This window comes from Microlunatus kandeliicorticis (assembly GCF_014137855.1).
In the GTDB taxonomy this organism is placed as follows: domain Bacteria; phylum Actinomycetota; class Actinomycetes; order Propionibacteriales; family Propionibacteriaceae; genus Microlunatus; species Microlunatus kandeliicorticis.
On the sequence record NZ_JACGWT010000008.1, the window covers coordinates 1 to 24,192 of the forward strand.

20 protein-coding genes are annotated in these 24,192 nt (G+C 74.2%); 16 read left to right on the forward strand and 4 right to left on the reverse strand.

The annotated features are described in order from the left end of the window. Positions 1-179: 179 nt before the first annotated feature. The 8 genes from dxr to FHX74_RS19470 all read left to right on the forward strand — a co-directional run bounded on the left by dxr (position 180) and on the right by FHX74_RS19470 (position 9,380). Positions 180-1,439 carry a 1-deoxy-D-xylulose-5-phosphate reductoisomerase gene (gene dxr / locus FHX74_RS19435; RefSeq protein ID WP_182561896.1) on the forward strand — a complete coding sequence of 420 codons (1,260 nt, stop codon included), beginning with the start codon at positions 180-182 and terminating at the stop codon, positions 1,437-1,439. 96 nt (positions 1,440-1,535) lie between these two features. Next, on the forward strand, positions 1,536-2,852 hold the full coding sequence (locus tag FHX74_RS19440; protein ID WP_182561897.1) for a M50 family metallopeptidase: 1,317 nt from the start codon (positions 1,536-1,538) through the stop codon (positions 2,850-2,852). Between the two features lie 126 nt (positions 2,853-2,978). After that, positions 2,979-4,454, forward strand: a complete 1,476-nt coding sequence (locus tag FHX74_RS19445) for an HNH endonuclease signature motif containing protein (protein ID WP_182561898.1) — start codon at positions 2,979-2,981, stop codon at positions 4,452-4,454. Positions 4,455-4,496: 42 nt separating this feature from the next. After that, positions 4,497-5,648: a flavodoxin-dependent (E)-4-hydroxy-3-methylbut-2-enyl-diphosphate synthase gene (gene ispG, locus FHX74_RS19450; RefSeq protein WP_328823939.1), complete on the forward strand. Its 1,152-nt coding sequence runs from the start codon at positions 4,497-4,499 to the stop codon at positions 5,646-5,648. A 25-nt stretch (positions 5,649-5,673) separates the two neighbouring features. Beyond that, on the forward strand, positions 5,674-6,528 hold the full coding sequence (locus tag FHX74_RS19455; RefSeq protein WP_182561899.1) for a GNAT family N-acetyltransferase: 855 nt from the start codon (positions 5,674-5,676) through the stop codon (positions 6,526-6,528). Between the two features lie 79 nt (positions 6,529-6,607). Then, positions 6,608-6,763, forward strand: a complete 156-nt coding sequence (locus FHX74_RS19460; protein WP_182561900.1) for a ribbon-helix-helix protein, CopG family — start codon at positions 6,608-6,610, stop codon at positions 6,761-6,763. After that, complete coding sequence (locus FHX74_RS19465; protein ID WP_182561901.1) at positions 6,760-7,578, forward strand: VOC family protein; 819 nt, start codon at positions 6,760-6,762, stop codon at positions 7,576-7,578. The genes FHX74_RS19460 and FHX74_RS19465 overlap by 4 nt, the downstream gene beginning before the upstream one ends. A 47-nt stretch (positions 7,579-7,625) precedes the next feature. Further along, the gene (locus tag FHX74_RS19470) at positions 7,626-9,380 is read left to right on the forward strand and encodes a proline--tRNA ligase (RefSeq protein ID WP_182561931.1); all 1,755 of its coding nucleotides are present in this window, start codon (positions 7,626-7,628) and stop codon (positions 9,378-9,380) included. 6 nt (positions 9,381-9,386) lie between these two features. Here the strand turns inward: FHX74_RS19470 and FHX74_RS19475 are convergent, their stop codons facing one another. Beyond that, positions 9,387-10,472, reverse strand: a complete 1,086-nt coding sequence (locus tag FHX74_RS19475; RefSeq protein ID WP_182561902.1) for a DUF4439 domain-containing protein — start codon at positions 10,470-10,472, stop codon at positions 9,387-9,389. A gap of 173 nt (positions 10,473-10,645) precedes the next feature. On the opposite strand from FHX74_RS19475, the gene rimP reads away from it, so the two are divergent. Beyond that, on the forward strand, positions 10,646-11,122 hold the full coding sequence (rimP, locus tag FHX74_RS19480; protein WP_182561903.1) for a ribosome maturation factor RimP: 477 nt from the start codon (positions 10,646-10,648) through the stop codon (positions 11,120-11,122). A gap of 12 nt (positions 11,123-11,134) precedes the next feature. Next, complete coding sequence (nusA, locus tag FHX74_RS19485) at positions 11,135-12,106, forward strand: transcription termination factor NusA (RefSeq protein ID WP_182561904.1); 972 nt, start codon at positions 11,135-11,137, stop codon at positions 12,104-12,106. Positions 12,107-12,130: 24 nt separating this feature from the next. Here the strand turns inward: nusA and FHX74_RS19490 are convergent, their stop codons facing one another. After that, on the reverse strand, positions 12,131-13,123 hold the full coding sequence (locus FHX74_RS19490; protein ID WP_220484251.1) for a LacI family DNA-binding transcriptional regulator: 993 nt from the start codon (positions 13,121-13,123) through the stop codon (positions 12,131-12,133). 257 nt (positions 13,124-13,380) lie between these two features. Between FHX74_RS19490 and FHX74_RS19495 the strand changes: the two genes are divergently transcribed. The 6 genes from FHX74_RS19495 to FHX74_RS19520 all read left to right on the forward strand — a co-directional run bounded on the left by FHX74_RS19495 (position 13,381) and on the right by FHX74_RS19520 (position 21,189). Next, positions 13,381-15,084: a glycoside hydrolase family 13 protein gene (locus FHX74_RS19495; protein WP_182561905.1), complete on the forward strand. Its 1,704-nt coding sequence runs from the start codon at positions 13,381-13,383 to the stop codon at positions 15,082-15,084. Positions 15,085-15,143: 59 nt separating this feature from the next. After that, on the forward strand, positions 15,144-15,473 hold the full coding sequence (locus tag FHX74_RS20840) for a YlxR family protein (RefSeq protein ID WP_328823940.1): 330 nt from the start codon (positions 15,144-15,146) through the stop codon (positions 15,471-15,473). A 221-nt stretch (positions 15,474-15,694) separates the two neighbouring features. Next, on the forward strand, positions 15,695-18,754 hold the full coding sequence (gene infB, locus FHX74_RS19505; RefSeq protein WP_182561906.1) for a translation initiation factor IF-2: 3,060 nt from the start codon (positions 15,695-15,697) through the stop codon (positions 18,752-18,754). Between the two features lie 99 nt (positions 18,755-18,853). Beyond that, positions 18,854-19,348 (forward strand): 30S ribosome-binding factor RbfA, encoded by a 495-nt coding sequence (gene rbfA, locus FHX74_RS19510; RefSeq protein WP_182561907.1) that lies wholly within the window; start codon positions 18,854-18,856, stop codon positions 19,346-19,348. Positions 19,349-19,373: 25 nt separating this feature from the next. Next, positions 19,374-20,261: a tRNA pseudouridine(55) synthase TruB gene (truB, locus tag FHX74_RS19515; protein WP_328823941.1), complete on the forward strand. Its 888-nt coding sequence runs from the start codon at positions 19,374-19,376 to the stop codon at positions 20,259-20,261. A 34-nt stretch (positions 20,262-20,295) separates the two neighbouring features. Beyond that, on the forward strand, positions 20,296-21,189 hold the full coding sequence (locus FHX74_RS19520; RefSeq protein WP_182561908.1) for a bifunctional riboflavin kinase/FAD synthetase: 894 nt from the start codon (positions 20,296-20,298) through the stop codon (positions 21,187-21,189). Between the two features lie 379 nt (positions 21,190-21,568). On the opposite strand, the gene FHX74_RS19525 is transcribed toward FHX74_RS19520, so the two are convergent. Beyond that, the gene (locus FHX74_RS19525; RefSeq protein WP_182561909.1) at positions 21,569-22,513 is read right to left on the reverse strand and encodes a 1-phosphofructokinase family hexose kinase; all 945 of its coding nucleotides are present in this window, start codon (positions 22,511-22,513) and stop codon (positions 21,569-21,571) included. A gap of 85 nt (positions 22,514-22,598) precedes the next feature. Further along, positions 22,599-24,035 (reverse strand): AMP-binding protein, encoded by a 1,437-nt coding sequence (locus FHX74_RS19530; protein ID WP_220484252.1) that lies wholly within the window; start codon positions 24,033-24,035, stop codon positions 22,599-22,601. Positions 24,036-24,192: the final 157 nt, after the last annotated feature.

Here is a 24,192-nt window from a genome sequence, read left to right on the forward strand (position 1 = left end):
TCGAGCGCCGCGCCCCGGTCGGTCAGGTCGAGCGACTGGAGCAGCCAGCCGTCGAGCGAGCCGGCGCGGGCGATCCGGGCGTCGAACTCGGCCAGCGACTCGATCTGCACGCTCCGCCGGGTCACCGGGAGATTCTGCCCCGGAGCCGGCCGTCGGAGCCCTTTGGCACACTGACCCGCGTGCGCGACGTCGTGATCCTGGGCAGCACCGGTTCGATCGGCACCCAGGCCCTGGAGGTGATCGCCGCCCGGCCCGGCGACTTCCGGGTGGTCGCGCTCGGCGCCGGCGGCGGCTCGATCCCGCTGCTGGCCCGGCAGATCCTCGACGTCGGCCCCGCGGTGGTCGGGGTCAGCCGCGCCACCGCCGTCCAGGACCTCCAGCTCGCGCTGTACGCCGAGGCCCGCGACCGCGGCTGGTCCTCCGGCGAGGTCAGGCTGCCGCGGATCGTCGCCGGCCCGGACGCCCCCACCCAGCTCGCCGGACTCGCCTGCGACGTGGTGCTCAACGCGATTACCGGCTCGGTCGGGCTCGAGGCCACCCTGGCCACGCTGGCCGCCGGGACCACGCTGGCGCTGGCCAACAAGGAGTCGCTGGTCGTCGGCGGCCCGCTGGTGCTGGCCGCGGCGGCCGAGGGCCAGCTGGTCGCGGTCGACTCCGAGCACTCGGCGATCGCCCAGTGCCTGCGGGCCGGCCGGGCCTCCGAGGTCGACCGGCTGGTGCTGACCGCCAGCGGGGGGCCGTTCCGCGGCCGCAGCCGGGCCGAGATGGCCGACGTCACGCCCGAGCAGGCGCTGGCCCACCCGACCTGGGACATGGGCCGGGTGATCACCACCAACTCGGCCACCCTGGTCAACAAGGGCCTCGAGCTGCTCGAGGCCCACCTGCTCTACGGCGTCGACCTCGACCGGATCGACGTGGTCGTGCACCCGCAGTCGGTGGTGCACTCGATGGTGCAGTTCGTCGACGGGTCGACGCTCGCGCAGTGCTCACCGCCGGACATGCGGCTGCCGATCGCCCTCGGGCTCAGCTGGCCCGACCGGACGCCCGGCGCGGCCCGGCCCTGCGACTGGACCACGGCCTCCAGCTGGAACTTCGAGCCGCTCGACGACGAGGCGTTCCCCGCGGTCGGGCTGGCCCGGCGGGCCGGCCGGCTCGGCGGCACCGCCCCCGCCGTGCTCAACGCGGCCAACGAGGTCTGCGTCGACGCCTTCCACGAGCGCCGGATCGGCTTCCTGCGGATCTGTGAGGTGATCGGCGCGGTGCTCGACGAGCACGAGGCCAACGCGGGCGCCGCCCCAGAGAGCGCTGAGTCGAGCCCGGGGGCGGCCGGAACCGCCGACGTAGGATCGGCGTTGGTCCCGGATGCGGAGCTCGACCTGGCCACCGTCCTGGCGGCCGACCGGTGGGCGCGCGAACGGGCGGCGTCCCTCTGCCGCTGAGCGGTCGAACGGTCGCCTGACCCCGCCGGGTGCTGAGGTGGCCCCGGCAGGACCGGCCCGGCGCAGGGCCTCGACCGAGGAGAAGGGAGCTCGCCGGTGGAGCCGGTGATCTACGTCGTCGCCGCGGTCGTGTTCTTCGCGTTGATCATGACCTCGATCGCGCTGCACGAGCTCGGCCACCTGATCCCCGGCAAGCTGTTCGACGTCAAGACCACCCAGTACTTCGTCGGGTTCGGCAAGACGCTGTGGTCGCGGCGCAAGGGCGAGACCGAGTACGGCGTCAAGCTGATCCCGCTCGGCGGCTACTGCCGGTTCGTCGGCATGTACCCGCCCGAGAAGGGTGCCGACGCCTTCGACGGCAGCGGCCGGGTCCGCGCCGCCCGCACCGGCATCTTCCAGAGCCTCGCCGACCAGGCCCGCGCCGCCGAGTGGGAGGACATCCGCCCCGAGGACGACGGCCGGCTCTTCTACCAGAAGAAGACCTGGCAGAAGCTGATCATCATGTTCGGCGGCCCGTTCATGAACCTGCTGCTGGCCTTCGTGATCATGCTGTGCGTTACCGGCTTCTACGGCCTGCCGCGCGAGACGCTCACCGTCGCGCAGGTGAGCGAGTGCGTGATCCCGGCCACCCGCGCCGACCAGCGCTGTACCGACGCGGACGCCAAGACCCCCGCCTACCTGGCCGGGGTGAAGGCGGGCGACCGGATCGTCCGCTTCAACGGGACCGTCGTGCACGACTGGACCCAGCTGAGCGGGCTGATCCGCGGCAACCTCGACCGGCCGCTCACCCTCGTCGTCCAGCGGGGCGGCCGCGACGTCACCCTGAAGCAGGTCGACACCGTGGTCACCGGCGTACCCGACACCTGGGACCCCTCCAAGCTGGTCGAGGCCGGCTTCCTCGGGGTCAGCCCGATCGTCCGGGTCGAGCAGGGCGGCCCGCTCACCGTGCTCGGCGACATGTGGCAGATGACCGAGCAGAGCGCGTACGCCATCGTGCACTTCCCGGTGAAGGTCTTCCACACCGCCGCCAACCTGGTTACCGGCAAGCCCCGCGACCCGTACGGCCCGATGAGCATCGTCGGGGCCAGCCGGGTCGCCGGCGAGGTGGCCACCACCGACCAGCTGACCGACGGCGCCAAGGCGGCGCAGACCTTCTACCTGCTCGGTCAGGTCAACCTGTTCGTGGCCCTGTTCAACTTCGTCCCGCTGATGCCGCTCGACGGCGGTCACATCGCCGGGGCGCTCTACGAGGCCCTCAAGCGGCGGCTGGCCCGGCTCTTCGGGCGCCCCGACCCCGGGCACGCGGACACCGCCCGGATGCTCCCGGTGGCCTACCTGGTCGGCGCGGTGATCGCCGTCTCCGGCGTGATCCTCATCCTCGCCGACGTGATCGACCCGATCCGCCTGCTCTGAGCCCGGCTGTCCCGACGTGCCCTGCGATGCCGGGAGGCTCGCCGGTTCCGGGCACTGTCGGTGGTCGCGACTAGCGTCCTCGACGACCGGTGGGGCCGGTCGGAACGGGGGACGGTGATGCGGGTCGTGAGTGACGCCGCCGAGCGGGACCGGGCGGACGAGCTGGCCGGCCGGATCTGCGTCGCGGCGTCGTTGTCGGCGCAGTCCGAGGCGCAGCTGCTCGAGCTGATCGGCGAGTTCGACGCCCTCGACGCCGTCCGCTGGTGGGACGGGGTGCGGTCGTTGGCGCACTGGCTGGGCTGGGCCTGCTCGATGTCCGCGGGGACCGCGCGCGAGCACGTCCGGGTCGCGCGGGCGCTCCGCCGGATGCCCGCCGTGCAGCGGGCGTTCGCCGAGGGCCGGCTGTCCTACTCGAAGGTCCGCGAGGTCACCCGGGTGGTCGACGTCGTCGACGAGGCGCGACTGCTGGAGCTCGCGCTCACCGCCACCGCCTCGCAGCTCAACCGGATGCTGGCCGCCTTCCGCGCCGCCGACGGCAGCCGGTTGCCCCAACAGGCCAAGCGGCAGGGACGCTGGCTGCACCGCGATGACGGCATGGTCGACTTCCGCCTCCGGCTGCCCGCCGAGGAGGCCGCGTTGCTGGTCGCCGCGCTCGACGCCGCCCGCGATCGCTTCGGCGCGGTTCGCCCCGTCGCCGCGGAGCCCGCCGAGCAGCCCGAGGGGTCGTCGCCACCGCCGGAGCACCGCGACACCACGCCCGCCTACGGCACCGCCGACGCCGTACTCGACCTGGCGCGTGCCTTCCTGGCCTCGGTCCCCGAGGACCGTTCCGGCGAGGACCGGACGCTGGTGGTCGTCCACGTCGCCGCGGAGCAGCTGGTGCCGGACGGGCCCGACGTGGACCGTCCCGATGTGGACCTGCCCGGCGGGACCAGCGAGGACGTTCCCGCGGGAACGCCTCGGCGGACCCATTCGACCCAGCCGCCCGAGTCTGCGGAGCTTCAAGAGGTCTGTCAGGTCGCGGGGATCGGTCCGGTCGAGCCGGCGACCGCGGCCCGGCTGGCCTGCGACGCCGACCTGGTCGGCGCCGTGGTCGACAGACACGGCGACGTGCTCGCGCTCGGCCGCACCCGGCGTCTGGTCAGCCGGAGCCAGCGCCGCGCGCTGATGATCCGGGACCGGATGTGTCGCTTCCCGGGTTGCCACCGGACCCGACACCTCGCGGCGCACCACGTGGTGCCGTGGGCCGCGGGCGGTCGCACCGACCTCGACAACCTGGTGCTGCTGTGCTCCTGGCACCACACCACCGTGCACGAAGGTCGCCTGCGACTGACCCGGGCGGAGGACGCCGGCTATGGCTGGTCGTTCTGCTGGCCCGACGGCACCCCGCTCAGGCCGTGGGAGGGAGCCGACGCCCTCGACAGCCACCTGGCCGCGCCGATCGCCGAACGCCGCGAGCGCGACGGTCGGACGCTGGCCGCCGCCGGCCGGTTCGACGACCCACCCGCGCGACGGATCCGGCCCGGTTGGGCGGGCGAGCGGTTCGACCGGGCGGCCTGCGTCGACGCCCTGTTCGGGATGCGGTACGCGACCGCGGCCTGAGGCGGTTCGGCGGTGCGCCGGAGCGGGCTAGGCTGGAGCATCGTGAGCGTCGCCCTGGGAATGCCTGCCCTGCCCCCGCCCGTCCTGGCCGAGCGCCGGAAGACCCGCCAGATCAAGGTGGGCAAGGTGCTGGTGGGCGGTGACGCGCCGATCAGCGTCCAGTCGATGACCACCACGCTGACCTCCGACATCAACGCGACCCTCCAGCAGATCGCCGAGCTGACCGCGACCGGCTGCGACATCGTCCGGGTCGCCGTACCCAGCCAGGACGACGCCGACGCGCTCCCGGCGATCGCGCACAAGAGCCAGATCCCGGTGATCGCCGACATCCACTTCCAGCCGAAATACGTGTTCGCGGCGATCGAGGCCGGCTGCGCCGCCGTCCGGGTCAACCCCGGCAACATCAAGGCGTTCGACGACCGCGTCGGGGAGATCGCCCAGGCAGCCAAGGAGGCCGGGGTCAGCCTCCGGATCGGCGTCAACGCCGGCTCGCTCGACAAGCGGCTGCTCGCCAAGCACGGCAAGGCCACCCCTGAGGCGCTGGTCGAGTCGGCGCTGTGGGAGGCGAGCCTGTTCGAGGAGCACGACTTCCACGACTTCAAGATCAGCGTCAAGCACAACGACCCGGTGGTCATGGTGCGCGCCTACGAGCTGCTCAGCGAGGCCTGCGACTACCCGCTGCACCTCGGGGTGACCGAGGCCGGGCCGGCGTTCCAGGGCACGATCAAGTCCTCGGTCGCCTTCGGCGCGCTGCTGAGCAAGGGCATCGGCGACACCATCCGGGTGTCGCTGTCCGCGCCGCCGGTCGAGGAGGTCAAGGTCGGGGTCAAGATCCTCGAGTCGCTCAACCTCCGGCCGCGCAAGCTCGAGATCGTCTCCTGCCCGTCCTGCGGGCGGGCCCAGGTCGACGTCTACAAGCTGGCCGACGAGGTGACCGCGGGCCTCGAAGGCTTGACGGTGCCGCTGCGGGTGGCTGTGATGGGGTGCGTGGTGAACGGCCCGGGCGAGGCGCGCGAGGCAGACCTCGGCGTGGCCTCCGGCAACGGCAAGGGCCAGATCTTCGTCCGGGGCGAGGTGATCAAGACCGTCCGCGAGTCCGACATCGTCGAGACCCTGATCGAGGAGGCGATGCGGATCGCCGACGAGATGGGCGAGACGGCGGAGGCCGGCAGCCCCCAGGTGAGCGTCGGCTGATGACCGCCGGCCGGGGCCCGAACCGATGAGCGAGACCGTCGTCCGCTCGGGTGTCCGGGTGCTCGGCCGTTCCGACCTCGCCGCCGCCGTGCGGCTGGTCACCCTCGACCCGGTGACCAACGTCTTCGTCGCCTCGCGGATCCGCTCCTCCGGTGTCGAGCCCCGGCAGCTCGGCTGTCCGCTGTGGGGCTACGAGGAGGACGGCGTCCTCCGTGCCCTCTGCCACGCCGGCTCCAACCTGATCCCGGTCAACGCCGACAGCGTGGCGGTGGCGGCGTTCGTCGACTACGCCGGAGCGCACCGCAGCTGCTCCTCGATCATCGGCCCGTCGCCGGTCGCCCTCGACCTGTGGCAGCGGCTGGGGGAGCGCTGGGGCTCGTCCTGGTCGAGCGTCCGCGAGGTGCGGCCGCACCAGCCGGTGATGGCCATCGACACCGAGCCGTCGATCGCGCCCGACCCGCGGGTCCGGCGGGTCACCCTCGACCACTGGGACGCCTACTACCAGGCCGCCGTCCAGATGTACACGGAGGAGGTCGGGGTCTCCCCGTTGCAGGGCAACCCGGCCGGTTACCGCTACTACGTCCGGCAGCTGATCACCTCGGGTCGCGCGTTCGCGGTTTTCGACCAGGACCGGGTGGTGTTCAAGGCCGATCTCGGGTCGGTCTCGGCCAGCGTCACCCAGGTGCAGGGGGTCTGGCTCGACCCGTCGCTGCGCGGTCGCGGGATGGCGCCGCCGGCGATGGCCGCCGTGGTCCAGCTGGCCCGCGCGGTGGCACCGACCGTGTCGCTCTACGTCAACGACTACAACGCGCCCGCCCGGGCCACCTACGAGCGGGTGGGGTTCCGCACGGTCGGCGAGTTCGCCACCATCCTCTACTGATCGCTCACCCCGGTCCAGTCGCGCCGGTCGGAGGCGAAAGCCCTTGCCGCCGCACACCTAGATTGCTAGCATCCTAGGTGTGCCCGGAGAGCCCAAGACGCAGTTCAACGTCTACCTGCCGCCCGACCTGGTGCGGCGGGTCAAGCACCGGGCCGTCGACGAGGAACGGTCGCTGTCGGCGCTGGTCGAGGCCGCGCTGACCGACTACCTGAACCGGAAGGACGGCAAGCGATGAGCGAGCAGACCGATCAGACGGCGGCTCAGACGTCAGCTCAGACGGCGGCGGTGGTGGTGCCGTACCGCTTCACCGACCGGCCCGAGGCGATGATCAGCTTTCTCGAGCAGCTCGGGCTCCGGACCACGATCCGGCGCGGCGGGTACGCCGTGCTGGCCGGACGCAGCGGGGCGGTGGCGGTGCACCCGGTGATGACCTCCGAGGTCGGCCGCCGCCAGACCTCGCTCAACCTCGACGTCCCGGACGTGGTGGCGCTGGTGGACGCGCTGGGCCGTGACGGCGTCGAGGGCACCTGGTGGGACGAGTCCTGGGGCCGCCAGGCCCAGCTCGCCGGCCCTACCGGGCTGGTCGGCGTCAACGCCGAGATGGACGACTTCCACGGCTACCAGACCTTCGACGACCGGCCGCCCGGCACCGGCGACGACGCGGCGGGCCCGGTCGACGTGGTCTCCGTGGTGTTCACCACCGACTTCGACGCCCTCACCGGGTTCTTCGGCCGGCTGGGCTTCGCGCCCGGGGTGGGCGAGGCGGACGGCTGGCGGCCGCTCCGCGGTGGTCCCGGCCGCGGGACGATCGGGCTGCACGCCGCCGAGCGCGACGGGCTCGACAGCAACGGCTACCTGACCGCTGCGCTGTCGTTCGAGACCGCCGAGCCGCTCGACCGGCTGGCCGCGCGGCTGCGGGCGGCGGGCCACCCGGTGAAGGAGTGCACCGCCGGGACGGTGCCGCCGACCGCCATCCTCGCGGTCACCGATCCCGACGGTGAGCGGATCGAGGTCCACCCGGCGCCCGAGGTGCGCGGGCAAAACGGGTGAGGTCCGGGCGCGCCGGGCGACTAGGGTGATCCCTCGTGATCACCCGCATGTCGGAGCTCTTCGTCCGCACCCTGCGTGAGGATCCGGTCGACGCCGAGGTCCCGAGCCACCGCTGGCTGGTCCGCGCCGGCTACATCCGCCGGACCGCGCCGGGCATCTACTCCTGGCTGCCGCTCGGGTTCCGGGTGCTCCGCAACGTCGAGCGGATCGTCCGCGAGGAGATGGACGCGATCGGCGCGCAGGAGGTGCACCTCCCGGCGCTGCTGCCCAAGGAGCCCTACGAGGCCACCGGCCGGTACGCCGACTACGGCGACAACATCTTCACGCTGACCGACCGCAAGGGCGGCGGGTACCTGCTCGGGCCGACCCACGAGGAGATCTTCACCCTGCTGGTGAAGGACCTGTACTCCTCGTACAAGGACCTGCCGCTGTCGCTGTACCAGATCCAGACCAAGTACCGCGACGAGCAGCGTCCGCGGGCCGGCATCCTGCGCGGCCGCGAGTTCGTGATGAAGGACTCCTACTCCTTCGACGTGGACGACGAGGGGTTCGCCAAGAGCTACCAGCTGCACCGCGACGCCTACGTCCGGATCTTCGACCGGCTCGGTTTCGAGTACGCGATCGTCTCGGCGATGTCGGGCGCGATGGGCGGCTCGGCCAGCGAGGAGTTCCTGGCCGTCTCGCCCAACGGCGAGGACACCTTCGTCCGGTCGCCCGGGGGCTACGCGGCCAACGTCGAGGCCGTCCGCACCGCGATCCCCGAGGCGTTGACCGACGAGCAGATCGCCGCGCTGCCCGCCGCGCACGTCGAGGACACCCCGGACACCCCGACCATCGACACCCTGGTCGCCGTGGCCAACGCGAAGGTCCCGCGGACCGACCGCCCCTGGCAGGCCTCGGACACGCTCAAGAACGTCGTGGTCATGGTCCGGCACCCCGACGGCACCCGCGAGCCGCTGGTCATCGGCGTCCCCGGGGACCGGCAGGTCGACCTCAAGCGGCTCGGGGCGCAGCTCGAGCCGGCCGAGGTCGAGGACTTCACCGAGGACGACTTCGCCGCCCACCCCGGGCTGGTCCGCGGGTACATCGGTCCGGGCGCCCTCGGTGCCGAGTCGGCCACCGGGATCCGCTACCTGGTCGACCCCCGGGTGGTCACCGGGACCCGTTGGGTCACCGGGGCGAACGAGCCGGGGCGGCACGTCTTCGACCTGGTCACCGGGCGTGACTTCACCCCCGACGGGACGATCGAGGCGGCCGAGGTCCGCGAGGGCGACGAGGCGCCGGACGGGTCCGGGCCGCTGCGACTGGCCCGGGGCATCGAGATGGGCCACATCTTCCAGCTCGGCCGCAAGTACGCCGAGGCGCTCGGACTCAAGGTGCTCGACGCCAACGGCAAGCTGGTGACGGTGACCATGGGCTCCTACGGCATCGGTGTCTCCCGCGCGGTGGCCGCGGTCGCCGAGGGGACCAGCGACGAGAAGGGGCTGTGCTGGCCGCGCGAGCTGGCGCCGTTCGACGTGCAGATCGTGGTGGCCGGCAAGGGCGACGACATCACCGCCTACGCCGGTGACCTCTCCGCCGCTCTCGACCAGGCCGGGATCCGGGTGCTGCTCGACGACCGCAAGGCGAGCCCCGGGGTCAAGTTCGCCGACGCCGAGCTGATGGGGATGCCGACCACCGTGGTGGTCGGGCGCGGGCTGGCCGACGGCACCATCGAGGTCCGCGACCGGCGGACCGGCGCGGCCGAGCAGCTGCCCACCGCCGACGCCGCCGCGCGGATCACCGCGATCGTCCGGGGCTGAGCCGGGTCAGGCCGCGGCGGACGGCCAGCCCGGCCAGCGGTCGAGCGGCGCCCCCAGGCCGAGGGCCAGGGTGACCGTGGACAGCAGCCGGCTCAGCGCCGCGCTGCGGTCGGCGCCGGTCGCGGTGCGGACCCACTGGCCGAGGAAGGGCTGGATCCGGGTCTCGATCCCCGCCAGCAGCGCGGTCGCCGAGTCGTCGTCGGTCGGCCGCGGCGAGACCTGGTAGGCCGGGTCGGCGGCCGGTGGCTGCGCGCCGTCGGCCACCAGCCCGGCCCGCAGGCTGTCCCGCAGCCGCAGGTAGCCGGTGATCCGGGCGAACGCGTCGTCCTGGTCGCCGCCGGACAGGAACGGCACCGCGGCCTGGTAGCCGTAGATCGCCGCGTAGGTCTGGGCCAGCAGCTGCTGGCGCGCCTGCACCTCGGTGAGCGGGGCGAGCGGCAGCCGGGTCCGACCGCCGACGGTCGCGCCGCGGGACGCCGAGGCGTCGAGTGCGGTGGCGTAGGACTGCGCGGCGGCGCTGAGCGAGGTCCACAGCAGGACGAGCTCGCTCGCCGGCCCGGTGATCCGGGCCCGGTGCGCGCGGGCGGCCGCGCGCTCGGCGCCGATCAGGGAGGCGATCGCGGCGTCGGTACTTCCTCCCTCGGGGCTGCCGGAGGCACGGCCCGAGGCGCTCGGCGACGGGGTGACCGACGGGCTCGCCGACAGACCGCCTGGGGTGGCGGCAGGGTCGGTCGGGTCGGGGGAGGTCAGCGCAGCGACGTGGGCCAGGTGGGCGTCCCGGACCTGACCGAGGATCCGGCGCAGCCGCCCGTCCGGTGCCTTCGACCCGGTCCGGGCGAGCAGGGCGGTGGCGCGCGCGGCCAGCGCGGCTTCCAGGGCCGCGGCCTCGGTCGCCCCGGCGACCGGCGGGTCGCTGGGCTCGGGGGAGCCGGCCGGGCTGCCGCCGGGGAGCGGCAGGCCGGACGGGCCGCTGGTCGGGGTGGGCCGGGTGGTCGGGTCCGAGCCACAGCCCGCGGCGGCCAACAGACCGGCGAGGCCCATGCCGAGCCCTGCCGCGAGCACCGCGCGGCGGGGGTGGACGGGCCGGGGCACGGGGGGAAGCTACCTCACGGGTGGGACAATGCCTCTGAGCCCGCTACGGTTGGGGTTTCCTGTCCCGGCGGCGTCGCCCACCTCCACCAGCAGACGACGCGGCGGCAGACGCAGCACCCGACACACGCAGCCGTACACAACCAGCCGTACACAACCGGATCGAGGACCCCCACGTGAGATCGGACGCCCTGGTCGAGTTGCTGGCCCCGGTGGCCGGTCAGTTCGCCCTCGAGCTCGAGGAGGTCGACGTGGTCCCGGCCGGGAAGCGCCGGCTGGTGCGGGTGGTCGTCGACGGCGAGGGCCCGGACGGCCGCGGGCCGCTGCTCGACGACATCGCCGAGGCCACCAAGGCCATCTCCACCGCGCTCGACGACACCGACCTGATGGGGGCCGGCGCGTACACCCTCGAGGTCAGCTCGCGTGGCGTCAGCCGTCCGCTCACCCTGCCGCGGCACTGGCGCCGCAACGAGGGCCGGCTGGTCGAGGTGCGCCGTACCGAGGGCGACACGGTGACCGGCCGGATCCGCAGCGCCGACGACGACGGCGTCGACCTGGACGTCGACGGCACCAGCCGGCGGCTCGGCTACGCCGAGGTGGACCGGGCGCTGGTGCAGATCGAGCTCAACCGCAAGACCGACGACGACGAGTGATGGACGACAGCCATGGACATTGACATCTCCGTTCTGCGGCTGATGGAGCGCGAGAAGGACCTGCCCTTCGACGTGCTGGTCGACGCGATCGAGGAGGCCCTGCTCACCGCCTACGAGAAGACCGACGGCGCGGTGGCCGGCGCCCGGGTCGAGCTCGACCGCAAGAGCGGGCACGTCGCGGTGATGGTCCCCGAGACCGACGAGGAGGGCAACCGGCTTGGCGAGTACGACGCCACCCCCGAGGGGTTCGGCCGGGTCGCCGCCTCCACCGCCCGGCAGGTCATCCTGCAGCGGCTCCGCGACGCTGAGGACGAGCAGAAGTACGGCCACTTCTCCGGGGTCGAGGGCGACATCGTCTCCGGGGTGATCCAGCAGGGCCCGGACAGCCGGACCGTGCTGGTCGACCTCGGCAAGATCGAGGCGATCATGCCGCTGGCCGAGCAGGTGCCCGGCGAGCGCTACCGACACGGCGCGCGGATCCGGGTCTACGTCGTGGCGGTCCGCCGCGAGCTCCGCGGCCCGCAGGTCGTGGTCAGCCGGACCCACCCCGGCCTGGTCGAGAAACTGTTCAAGCTCGAGGTCCCCGAGATCGCCGACGGCGTGGTGGAGATCAAGGCGGTCGCCCGCGAGGCCGGCCACCGCAGCAAGATCGCGGTCTGGAGCAACAACTCCGACGTCAGCGCCAAGGGTGCCTGCATCGGGCCGATGGGGCAGCGGGTGCGGGCGGTGATGCACGAGCTCAACGAGGAGAAGATCGACATCATCGACTGGTCGCCGGACCCGGCCCGGTTCGTCGGCTTCGCGCTCAGCCCGGCCAAGGTCAGCTCGGTCACCGTGGTCGACGAGCACGCCCGCGCCGCCCGGGTGGTGGTCCCGGACTACCAGCTCAGCCTGGCCATCGGTCGCGAGGGGCAGAACGCCCGGCTGGCCGCCCGGCTGACCGGCTGGCGGATCGACATCCGGTCCGACACCGAGGGCACCTGACCCTCGGGCCGGCCGCCGCGCTCGTCACCGAGTCCGGTGCGGGCGGGTGGTGGAGCGGAGCACCAGGCTGACCGGGAGCACCCGGCTGTCGGCCGCGGCGGAGGCTCCGGAGCCCGGGTCGGCCAGCGTCAGCGCCATCCGGGCCGCCTCGGCGCCGAGCGCCGCGACCGGCTGCGCCACCGTGGTCAGCCCGAACCGCGCCGCGACCGCGTTGTCGTCGATCCCGATCACCGACACCTCCCCGGGCACCGCGTGGCCGGTCTCCCGGAGCCGGGTGAGCACGGTGACCGCGAGGTCATCGGACTCGGCCACCACCGCGCTCGGCGGTGGGTCGAGCGCGAGCAGGGCGGCGACGATTCCGGGCCCGTCCTCGTTGCGCGGCGCGGTGACCACCCGGCCGTCCGGGTCGAGACCGGCGGCGTGCAGCTCGGCGCGGAAGCCCCGCACCCGGTGCATCGCGCTGTAGTCGAACCCGCCCAGCCCGTCGCCGCGGACGAAGGCGGGCGCCGGGTGACCCAGGCTGACCAGGTGCCGGGTGGCGAGCGCGCCCGCCGCGACGTCGTCGATGGCCACCGACGGGGTGCCCTCGACCTGCTGGTTGAGGTAGACCACCGGCATCCCGAGCCCGGCCAGCCGGTCGCGTTCCGCCGCGGTCAACCCGAACGAGGCCACCACCAGCGCGTCGGCGTTGCGGCGGGCCGGGAGGGTGGCGAAGAACCGCCGCCGGTCGTCGGCGTCGAGGATCCGGTAGATCAGCAGCTCGACGCCGGCGTCGCGGACCTGCTCGTACATCGCGTCGAGCACCGCGCCGTTGAACCAGCTGCCGAGCCGGCCGCCCACCACCACGGCCACCCGGCCGAGCCGGCCGGTGGCCAGGCTCGAGGCCGCCCGCGAGACGGTGAACGACAGCGCCTCGGCGGCCGCGCGGACCCGGTCCCGCGTCTCGGGGGTGACCAGGGGCGAGTCGCGCAGCGCGCGCGACACCGTGGACACCGAGACGCCCGCCCGATCGGCCACGTCCTGCATGCTCGCCGGCACTGCCCACCTCCTCGGCTCCCCGCGACTGCAAGCGCGTGCACGGTGTGACGAGGATAACGGCCGGGCTGGAGTGCCGACCTTTGCGGAGTCGCCGGGCGCGGCCCTATCGTTGGTGCTCTGCAAGCGCTGTCATCACTAGCAGCCGCACCGATCTCGCCGAGTCGGCGCCCGCACCGACCGAGCCCCCGCCCCCGCCGCACCCATCCCGACCGATCCGCACCGCCGAAGGACCCGCCGTGACCGACCTCGTCCTCACCCGCGACCCCGGGGCCGACCCCGCCGCCGACGCCGCCGACCGCTGGGCGCTCGACGCCGACTGGTGGCGCCAGGCCGCGGTCTACCAGGTCTACCCGCGCAGCTTCGCCGACAGCGACGGCGACGGTCTCGGCGACCTGCCCGGGCTGACCGCGCGGATCGGCCACCTGGCCGGACTGGGGATCGACGCGATCTGGCTGAGCCCGTTCTATCCGTCGGCGCTGGCCGACGGCGGCTACGACGTGGCCGACTACCGCGACGTCCACCCGCAGCTCGGCACCCTCGACGACTTCGACGACCTGGTCGCGGCCGCGCACGCGGCGCGGATCCGGGTGATCGTCGACATCGTGCCCAACCACACCTCGGACCTGCACCCCTGGTTCCAGGCAGCGCTGGCCGCCGGGCCGGGCTCGCCCGAGCGGGCCCGCTACATCTTCCGCGACGGCACCGGCCCCGACGGGTCACAGCCGCCGTCGGACTGGGTCAGCCACTTCGGCGGTCCGGCCTGGACCCGGGTGCCCGACGGCCAGTGGTACTGCCACCTCTTCGCGCCCGAGCAGCCCGACCTCGACTGGAGCAACCGTGAGGTCCGCGACGACTTCCTCACCACGCTCCGGTTCTGGGCCGACCGCGGGGTCGACGGCTTCCGGGTCGACGTCGCACACGCGCTGGCCAAGGACCTCAGCGAGCCGCTGCGGAGCAAGACCGACGTCAGCGGGCTCAACGTCCCGCTCGACGGCAGCGACCCACTGTTCGACCGCGACGAGCTGGTCGAGATCTACGGCGAGTGGCGCCGGCTGTTCAACAGCTACGACCCGCCGCGGGCCGCGGTCGCCGAGTTCTGTGCCCGACCGGAGCGCCGCTACCGGGTGGCGCTGCCCACCAGCCTGGGGCAGGCCTTCAACTTCGACCTGCTCGAGGCCGACTTCGACGCCGAGGCCTTCCGGCGGGTGATCACCTTCTGCCTCGACGAGGTGGCGGCCACCGGCTCGTCGTCGACCTGGGTGCTGTCGAACCACGACGTGCTCCGGCACGCCACCCGGTACGCGCTGCCGGCCGGGACCGACCTCGACGCCTGGCTGATGACCGACGGCACCACGCCCGCTCCGGACCGGGCCCGCGGGCTGCGGCGGGCGCTGGCCGCCACCACCCTGATGCTCGCGCTACCCGGCTCGGCCTACCTCTACCAGGGCGAGGAGCTGGGTCTGCCCGAGGTCGCCGACCTCCCGGTCGACCGGCTCGAGGACCCGATCTGGCTGCGCACCGGGCACACCAAGAAGGGTCGGGACGGCTGCCGGGTGCCGCTGCCCTGGACCGCGGAGGGCGCGTCGCTCGGGTTCGGCGCCGGCCCGGGCTGGCTGCCGCAGCCGGCCGAGTTCGCCGCTGCCGCGGCGACCGCGCAGGACGGCGTCGAGGGCTCGCCGCTCGAGGTCTACCGGGCCGCGCTCCGGCTGCGCCGGGAGCTGCTCACCGAGGAACGGCTGAGCTGGGTCGAGACCGGCCGCGCCGACGTCCTGCACCTCGCCCGCCCGAACGGCTGGCACGCGCTCACCCACTTCGGGGACGTCGATGCCGAGCCGTACCCGCTGCCCGCGGGCGTCGTCCGGCTGGCCACCCGGCCGCTGGTCGACGGCGGCCTGCCCGGCGAGACCACGGTCTGGCTCACCGAGGGGCCGCAGGCCTGACCGGACGGGACGCCGACTCCTCCGACAGCGCCGGGACCACGGCCCTAGGCTCGGGCCCCGTGGAGACGGTGTCGGAGCCGGCGGACCAAAGGGAGCCGGCGGACCCGAGGGAGCAGGGCGACCGGGGAGCGACGGGACCGGTCCGCACCTGTGTCGGCTGCCGGCGCCGGGCCGCGCAGGCCGAGCTGGTGCGGGTGGTCGCGGTGGACGGCCGGCTGGTGCTCGACCGGCGCCGCCGGCTGCCGGGCCGCGGGGCCTACCTGCACGCCGACGCCCGGTGCGCCGCGACCGCGGTCCAGCGACGGGCGTTCGGCCGCGCGCTGCGGGTGCCGCAGCCCGATCCGGGGGACCTGGTCGAGGCGTTGACCGGACCGGCGCCCGGTGCCTGACCCGCGACCCGTTCGCCGTTTCGTGCGGTCCGCGATAGAGTGACACGCTGGGTCCGCACCCCGTGCACGGACCCCACCGAGCAGCGACCGTTCCGCTCTGGACCGGTCAGAACCAGAAAGTGGGCTCACGCTCATGACCACTCGATGAGTACGTCTCGATGATCATGCACGACAACTGATCTGGTCCGGGCTGCGCCAGGCTCGGACCGCGAAGGAGAGTAGTGGCAAAGGTCCGGGTCTACGAGCTCGCGAAAGAGCTCGGAGTCGAAAGCAAGGTCGTCCTCAGCACGCTGAAGGACATGGGGGAGTTCGTCCGTTCGGCCTCCTCCACCGTCGAGCCGCCCGTCGAGCGCCGGCTCAAGGAGAAGTTCGCCGGCAACGGAGGGGCCAAGGAGCCCGCCCGTCGGCCGGCCGCCGCCGCGGCCACGCCCGCCACGGCCGCCCACGGGTCGAACGGCACCGCGAACGGTGCCACCGCGACCCCCGCACGGCCCGCCGCGCGCGAGTCGCAGCCGGCCCCGTCCAGCGCGCCGACCGGCACCCCGTCGGGCACCGCGCCGAGCGCGACGCCCACCCAGCCCAGCCGTCCGGCCGCCACGCCGGGTGCTGCCCAGCCGGTGCAGCCGACCCGGACCGAGACCGGTCCGACCGCGACCGCTCCGGAGTCGCGTCCGGCGGCCCCGTCGGCCGGCGCCGCGCGTCCGGACCAGCGCCCGGGTCCGCGTCCCGGCCAGCCCGGAGCCCCGGGTCAGCGTCCGGGCACTCCGCAGCGCACTCCGCAGCGCCCGCAGGCTCCGGCCGCGCGCGCCGACGAGCGCCCCAGTGAGCGTCCGCAGCGTCCGAGCGAGTTCGGCGGGCGTCCTGACGCCCGTCCGGACGCCCGGGGCGGTCGTCCCGGTGCGCCCGCCCCGCGGGCCCCCGAGGGTCGTCCCGGTGCACCCGCGCCGCGTCCGCGGCCCGGGTCGACCGGAGGGCTGCCCGGCGCCACCCCTGGTCCGCGTCGCACCGGTGGTGCGCCGCGTCCCGGCAACAACCCGTTCGCCCCGTCGCAGGGGATGGGCACCGCCCGTCCGTCGCGCCCGGCGCCCGACGCCGCGCGTCCCGGTGGGCCGCGCCCGCCGGCCGGTCGCGGTGGTCCCGGTGCTCCGGCCGGTCCGCGCCCCGGTGGCGTGCCCGGCATGCCGCGCCCCAACCCGGGGATGATGCCCAAGCGCCCGTCCGCCGAACTCGGCGCGCCGGCCCGCGGCCGTGGTGGCCCCGGTGCCGGTCGCGGTCGCGGCGGCCCCGGCGTCGGTCGCGGTGGTCCCGGTGCCGGCGGTCCGCCCGCGGGTCGCGGCGGCCGCGGTGGCCGTGGTGGCACCCAGGGTGCGTTCGGTCGTCCGGGCGGTGCTCCGCGTCGCGGTCGCAAGTCGAAGCGGCAGCGCCGGCAGGAGTTCGACCAGATGGAGGCGCCGTCGATCGGTGGCGTGCGCGTCCGTCAGGGTGACGGCCAGACCGTCCGGCTGGCCCGGGGCGCCTCGCTCACCGACTTCGCCGAGAAGATCAACATCGACCCGGCGCAGCTGGTGCAGGTGCTGTTCAACCTCGGCGAGATGGTGACGGCGACCCAGTCGGTCAGCGAGGAGACCCTGCGGGTCCTCAGCAAGGAGCTGAACTACGACATCCAGGTCGTCTCGCCCGAGGACGAGGACCGCGAGCTGCTCGAGAGCTTCGACATCGAGTTCGGCGAGGACGAGGGCGGCGAGGAGGACCTCGAGGTCCGTCCGCCGGTCGTCACCGTGATGGGTCACGTCGACCACGGCAAGACCAAGCTGCTCGACGCCATCCGGAAGACCAACGTGGTGGCCGGCGAAGCCGGCGGCATCACCCAGGCGATCGGTGCCTACCAGGTGTCGACCGAGGTCGACGGCGACGAGCGCAAGATCACCTTCATCGACACCCCGGGTCACGAGGCGTTCACCGCCATGCGGGCCCGCGGTGCGAAGTCGACCGACATCGCCGTGCTGGTGGTGGCCGCCGACGACGGGGTGATGCCGCAGACGATCGAGGCGCTGAACCACGCCCAGGCGGCCGACGTCCCGATCGTGGTCGCGGTCAACAAGATCGACCGCGAGGGCGCCGACCCGACCAAGGTGCGCGGCCAGCTCACCGAGTACGGCCTGGTGCCCGAGGAGTACGGCGGCGACACGATGTTCGTCGACGTCTCCGCCATCTCGGGGGTGGGCATCGACTCGCTGCTCGAGGCGGTCATCCTGACCGCGGACGCGGCGCTCGACCTGCGCGCCAACCCGGAGATGGACGGTCAGGGTGTGGCCATCGAGGCGCACCTGGACAAGGGCCGCGGCCCGGTCGCGACCGTCCTGGTCCAGCGCGGCACGCTGCACGTCGGCGACTCGATCGTGGCCGGCACCGGTTACGGCCGGGTCCGGGCGCTGCTCGACGACCACGGCGAGAACGTGGACGAGGCGCCGCCGTCGTTCCCGGTCCAGGTGCTCGGTCTGACCGCCGTGCCGGGTGCGGGCGACAGCTTCATCGTCGTCGAGGACGACCGGATGGCCCGGCAGATCGCCGAGCGCCGGGCGTCGCGGCTCCGGATGGCCGCCCAGGCCGCCGGGACCCGCCGCAAGACGCTGGACCAGCTGTTCGACCAGCTCGAGAAGGGCGAGGAGCAGGAGCTGCGCCTCATCCTGAAGGGGGACGGCGCCGGTTCGGTCGAGGCGCTCGAGGACGCGCTGAGCAAGATCGACGTCGGCGACGAGGTCAGCCTGCGGGTCATCGACCGCGGGGTCGGCGCGATCACCGAGACCAACGTCAGCCTGGCGGCGGCCTCGAACGCGGTGATCGTCGGCTTCAACGTCCGGGCCCAGGGCAAGGCGACCGAGATGGCGGACCGCGAGAACGTGGACATCCGCTACTACTCGGTGATCTACGCCGCGATCGACGAGATCGAGGCGGCGCTCAAGGGGATGCTCAAGCCGATCTACGAGGAGGCCCAGCTGGGCACCGCGGAGATCCGCGAGATCTTCCGGAGCTCGAGGATCGGCACGATCGCCGGCTGTATGGTCACCGGCGGCATCATGCGCCGCAACGCCAAGGCGCGTCTGATCCGGGACGGCGTGGTGGTGACCGAGTCGACCATCGCCTCGCTGCGACGGGAGAAGGACGACGCCACCGAGGTGCGCGAGGGGTACGAGTGCGGTCTGACGATCGCCAACTACTCCGACCTCAAGATCGGCGACATCGTCGAGACCTTCGAGATGCGCGAGAAGCCGCGGAGCTGATCCGTACCGACCTGATCCCGGTGGCCGTCCGCGGCCACCGGGATCACGTCTCTCGGGGCCTGCCCCGAACCTCACCACCCAGATCGACAGGAGTCCGTCATGCCGTCACCGCGCGTGCTCAAGCTGGCCGACCAGATCAAGGTCATCACCGCCGAGATGCTCGAGCGGCGGGTCAAGGACCCCCGGCTCGGCTTCGTCACCGTGACCGACGTCCGGCTCACCGGCGACACCCGGGAGGCGACGGTCTTCTACACGGTGTTCGGTGACGACGCCGAGCAGGCCTCCACCGCCGCCGCGCTCAAGTCGGCCACCGGGATCATCCGCGCCCAGGTCGGCAAGCAGCTCGGGCTGCGGTTCACCCCGATGCTCAGCTTCGTCCCCGACGCGGTGCCCGAGTCGGCCCGGCACATCGAGGACGCGCTGGCCCGGGCCAAGGCGGGCGACGCCGAGATCGCCGCGCGCTCGGCCGGGGCCACCTACGCGGGCGAGGCGGACCCCTACCGCCACGACGACGAGACCGACGACGAGACCGACGCCGACGACGAGGGCGACGCCGACGAGACCGACGCCGACGGGGTCGACGATCGGCGCTGACCGCCGGGCCGACGGCCCGACCGGGGTGCTGGTCGTCGACAAGCCGGGCGGCTGGACCTCGCACCAGGTCGTCGGCCGGGTGCGTCGGCTGCTCGGCACCCGCAAGGTCGGGCACGCCGGCACCCTCGACCCGATGGCCACCGGCGTGCTGGTGGTCGGCGTGGGCCGGGCGACCCGGCTGCTCGGCCACCTGGCCGCCGGCGACAAGGCCTACACGGCGACCGTCCGGCTCGGCATCGACACCGTGACCGACGACGCCGAGGGTGAGCCGACCGCGATCCGCGGCGCGGCCGGGGTCGACCCCGAGCGGGTCGTCGCCGCCCTGCCCGGCTTCACCGGCCCGATCCTCCAGCGCCCGAGCGCGGTCTCGGCGATCAAGGTCGACGGCGTCCGGTCCTACGCGCGGGTCCGGTCCGGCGAGGAGGTGGAGCTCGCCGCCCGGCCGGTCACCGTGAGCGCCTTCGTGCTCGAGCGGACCCGGCCCACCGAGGTTGACGGGGTCGCGGTGCTCGACTGCGACGTCCGGGTGGAGTGCAGCGCGGGCACCTACGTCCGCGCCCTGGCCCGCGACCTCGGAGCACTCCTCGGCACCGGCGGCCACCTGACCGCGCTCCGGCGCACCCGGGTCGGCCGGTTCGGGCTCGACGAGGCGGTGGTCCTCCCGGGTCGCGACGACCCCGACCCGGAGCCGCCACCGCTGCTCGGGCTCAGGGAGGCGGCCGGCCGGGTCTTCCCGACCGTCCGGCTGGACCCGGAGACGTCCCGGCAGGTGCTGTTCGGCCGTCGGCTGCCGGGCCTGCGGCTCGCCGACGACCCGACGGCGCTGCTCGGTCCGGACGGCGAGCTGCTCGCCCTCTACCGTCCCGACGGCCCCGACGCCGTCCCGCTGAGCGTCTTCGTCGCTCCGGCGTGAGCGAGGGGAGTCCGACGTGGTTGACTGTGCCGCGATGAGCCAGCGCAGCGTGGTGGTGATCGGCAACTTCGACGGCGTCCACCGCGGTCACACCGCCCTCATCCGGGCGGCCCGTGAGGCGGAACTCGACGCCCAGCTGGTCGCGGTGACCTTCTGGCCGCACCCGATGTCGGTGATCCGGCCCGACCACGCGCCGGCCCTGCTCAGCAGCCTCGACGAGCGCCGTCGGCTGCTCGCCGCCGCCGGCGTCCAACGGGTCGAGGTGGTGCCGTTCACCTCCGAGGTCGCGCAGTGGAGCCCGGCCGAGTTCGTCGACCGGGTGCTCCGGCCGCTCGACCCGGTCCGGGTGGTGGTGGGAGCCAACTTCCGCTTCGGGTTCCGGGCCTCCGGCGACGTCGAGACGCTCGCCGGGCTGCTCGCCGGAACCGCGACGGTGACCGGGTTGCCGCTGGTCGACGCGCACGCCGGTCCCGACTCCTCGACCCGGGTCCGCGAGGCGATCGCCGCCGGCGACCTCGACCTGGCCGGCGAGCTGCTGGGCCGGGCCTACCGGTTCACCGGGGTGGTGGTGCACGGCGAGCGCCGGGGCCGCGAGCTCGGCTTCCCGACCGCCAACCTGATCGTCTCCGCCGACCGGGCCGTCCCACCGGACGGTGTCTACGCCGGCTGGGTGACCCGGCTCGACCCGCCGGGTCAGCCGCGGTGGCCGGCCGCGATCTCGGTCGGCACCAACCCGACCTTCGACGGCCGGTTCCGCACCGTCGAGTCCTACGTCCTCGACCGGACCGATCTCGACCTCTACGACCTCGAGATCGCCGTCGACTTCGTCCACCGGCTCCGCGGCCAGATCCGCTACACCGGGCCGGAGGCGCTGATCGAGCAGATGCACCGCGACGTCGACCAGGCGCGCGCGACCCTTCTGCCCTGACCACGCCCGGGTCGCCGGTGGCCGACTGAAAGAATTCAGTCGGGCTATTGACGCAATTTCAGGGTCAAACTAGTGTGACCGCGATCCCGGGACATTGCCATTGCCGGTTTCTCGCACGAATAGCCTTGGGGGACATTCGTGTCCGGGCCGGCACCGCGTGTGACATCTCCGTAGGCTCGGTGACCACGTCGAATCGCCACCCTGGTGGCGTTTTCCGCCGAGCCCGCCGCGATGGCGTCCAGGCTCGGCCCGTCGATCTGCCAGCTCCCGCTGGGGCCGCCGGGCCTGCTCCGCGACCGGCCGCCCCAGTGGGAGTTGCACCGGGTGCCGAATTCCGCGTGAATTCCCTTTCCCTGATCCCGCCGTCCCGCTGATCTGGTCAGCTCTCCGGCTGCACCCGGACGCCGGCCGCCGACGCCCGCGCCTCCGCCCCGTCGAACCGGCCCGGACCCGGCACCGCCGCGTTCGCCGCGCCCGCCGCGGTGGCCAGCGCGAGAGCGGCGGGAAGCGGGTCGCCGCCGTCGAGGGCGACCAGCAGCCCCGCCAGGAAGCTGTCGCCGCTGCCCACCGGGTAGCGCCCGCGCCGACCCTCGGGCACCGGCGCCCGCCAGGAGCCGTCGTCGTCGAGCCCGACACAGCCGTGCTCGCCGTCGGTGAGCACGACCGTCGCCCCGCCGGCCCGCTCGCGGACCCGGGCGGCCATCGCCGCCAGCGACGACGATCCGCTGCCGGCCGCGTCACCGAGCAGCTCGGCCGCCTCGTCGCGGTTGACCTTCACCAGCGCGGGACCGGCGGTCAGCACCGCCTCGAGCGCCGCCCCGTGGGTGTCCACCGCCACGCTCCGCCCCGCCGCGACGCCGGCCGCGACCAGCTCGGCGAGCGCCGGTCCGGGCAGCCCGCGCGGCGCTCCACCGGGGACGGCCAGCCAGCCGGGCCGGTCGCCGAGCACGCCGGCCAGCGTCGACCCGAAGGCGCCCCAGACGTCCTCGGGCACCGGGTCGGCCCAGGCGTAGAACTCGGTCAGTCCGGGGGCGTCGTCGGCGGCCACCGAGACGCAGACCCGGGTCTCGACCGGCGTCGGCACCACGCTGACCGCGATCCCGGCCGCCTCGAGCTCGGCGGCCAGCCCGTCGCCGGTGGCCCCTCCCAGCACGGCGACGACGGCGGGAGCGGCGCCGAGGTTCGCCGCGGCGCGGGCCAGGTTGAGCGCCTTGCCGCCCGCGCAGCGCACCACCTCGAGCGGGCGGTGGATGGCACCGGGGGTCAGCGCGGCGACCCGGTAGGTGATGTCCAGTGACGGCGTCAGCCCTGCGACGGTGAGCACGGGCCCAGCCTCTCAGGCGGCCGGCGACCCGGGCGGTCGGTCCGCCGCGCAGGGGTCAGCCGCGCAGGGGTCAGCCGAGCAGGGGTCAGCCGAGCAGCGACTTCTGCAGCTTGCCCATGGCGTTGCGCGGCAGCGCGGCCACGAACCGCACCTCGCGCGGCCGCTTGTGCACGGAGAGCTCCTCGACGACCCAGCCGATCAGCCGTTCGGCCAGGACCCGGTCCGGTTCGTCGGCGGCCGTGGACCCGTCCCGGACGACGTAGGCGACCACCCGTTGTCCGAGGTCGGCGTCGGGTTCGCCCACTACCGCCGTCTCGGCCACCGCGGGATGGGCCAGCAGCGCCGCCTCGATCTCGCCCGCGCCGATCCGGTAGCCGCCCGAGCTGATCAGGTCCTGCTCGGCCCGCCCGAGGATCCGGTGCCGCCCGGTGGCGTCGACCGCGGCCGCGTCCCCGGTGCGGAACCAGCCGTCGGCGGTGAAGACGTCGCCGGTGTCGGGCCGGCCGTGGTAGCCGCGGAAGACCGTCGTCCCGCGGACCTCGAGCCGCCCGATCTCGCCGGCCGGGACAGGCCGGCCGTCGGTCTCCACCACCCGGGTCTCCACCCCGGCGATCGGGTGCCCGACCCAGCCGGGGCCGGAGGCGTCGTCGTGCCGGGTGGCGACGGTGATCAGGGTCTCGGTCATGCCGTACCGCTCGACCGGGGCACGCCCGGTGGTCGCGGCGAGCGCCTCGGCGACCGGACGGGGGAGTCCGGCGCTGCCCGAGACCAGCAGCCGGGCCCGGGACAGCGCGGCCGCCGCGGCCGCGTCGGCGGCGACCCGGCCCCAGACGGTGGGCACGCCGAAGAACAGCGTGCCCCCGGCCTCCGCGGCGGCGGCGTACCCGGCGGGGGTGGGGCGCCCGGTGTGCACCAGCCGGCTGCCCGTCCGCAGCGCTCCGAGCACCCCGAGCACCAGGCCGTGGACGTGGAACAGCGGCAGCCCGTGCACCAGCGTGTCGGCCGGGCCCCAGGCCCAGGCCTCGGCCAGCCCGTCGAGGCAGGCCACCACGGCCGCCCGGGTGACCGGGACGCCCTTGGGCAGGCCGGTGGTACCCGAGGTGTAGAGCAGCAGCGCGACGTCCGGGTCGAGCGGTGCGGCCCCGTCGGTGTGGAGTCGGTGGGGATCTGTGGTGTCGACGGGGGCGGGGAGCGGGGCGACCGTCCCGTCCGTGCCGACCAGCAGCCGCGCGCCGGCGTCGGCGATCAGGTGGGCGCGCTCGCGGCGCCCGGCGTCCGGCGGCAGCGGGACGAACGGCACCCCGGCCCGCAGGCAGCCGAGCACCGCCGCCACGGTCACCGTCGACGGCCGCGCCTCGATCGCCACCACGGGCGCCCCGGCCACCGCGGCGGCGACCCGCTCCGCCGCTCCGGCCAACTCCTCCCCGGTCAGCCGTTCGCCGGCCACCTCGACGTCCGGCAGCACCTCGGGCACGATGTCCGGGACGGACGATGGTCGCGGTCGGGGGTCTGCAGCAGGCACCCCCGCACGCTAGCCGTCGGGATTTCGCCGCCCTCGGGGCCCGCTGATAAGCTGACAGACGCCGTCAGGACGGCCGCGGACCACCAAGAGCTCCCGCTCACCAGAGATGAACGACCGCCACACGATCTCCTGGCTCCCGTCCGGGGCCGGTGAGCGT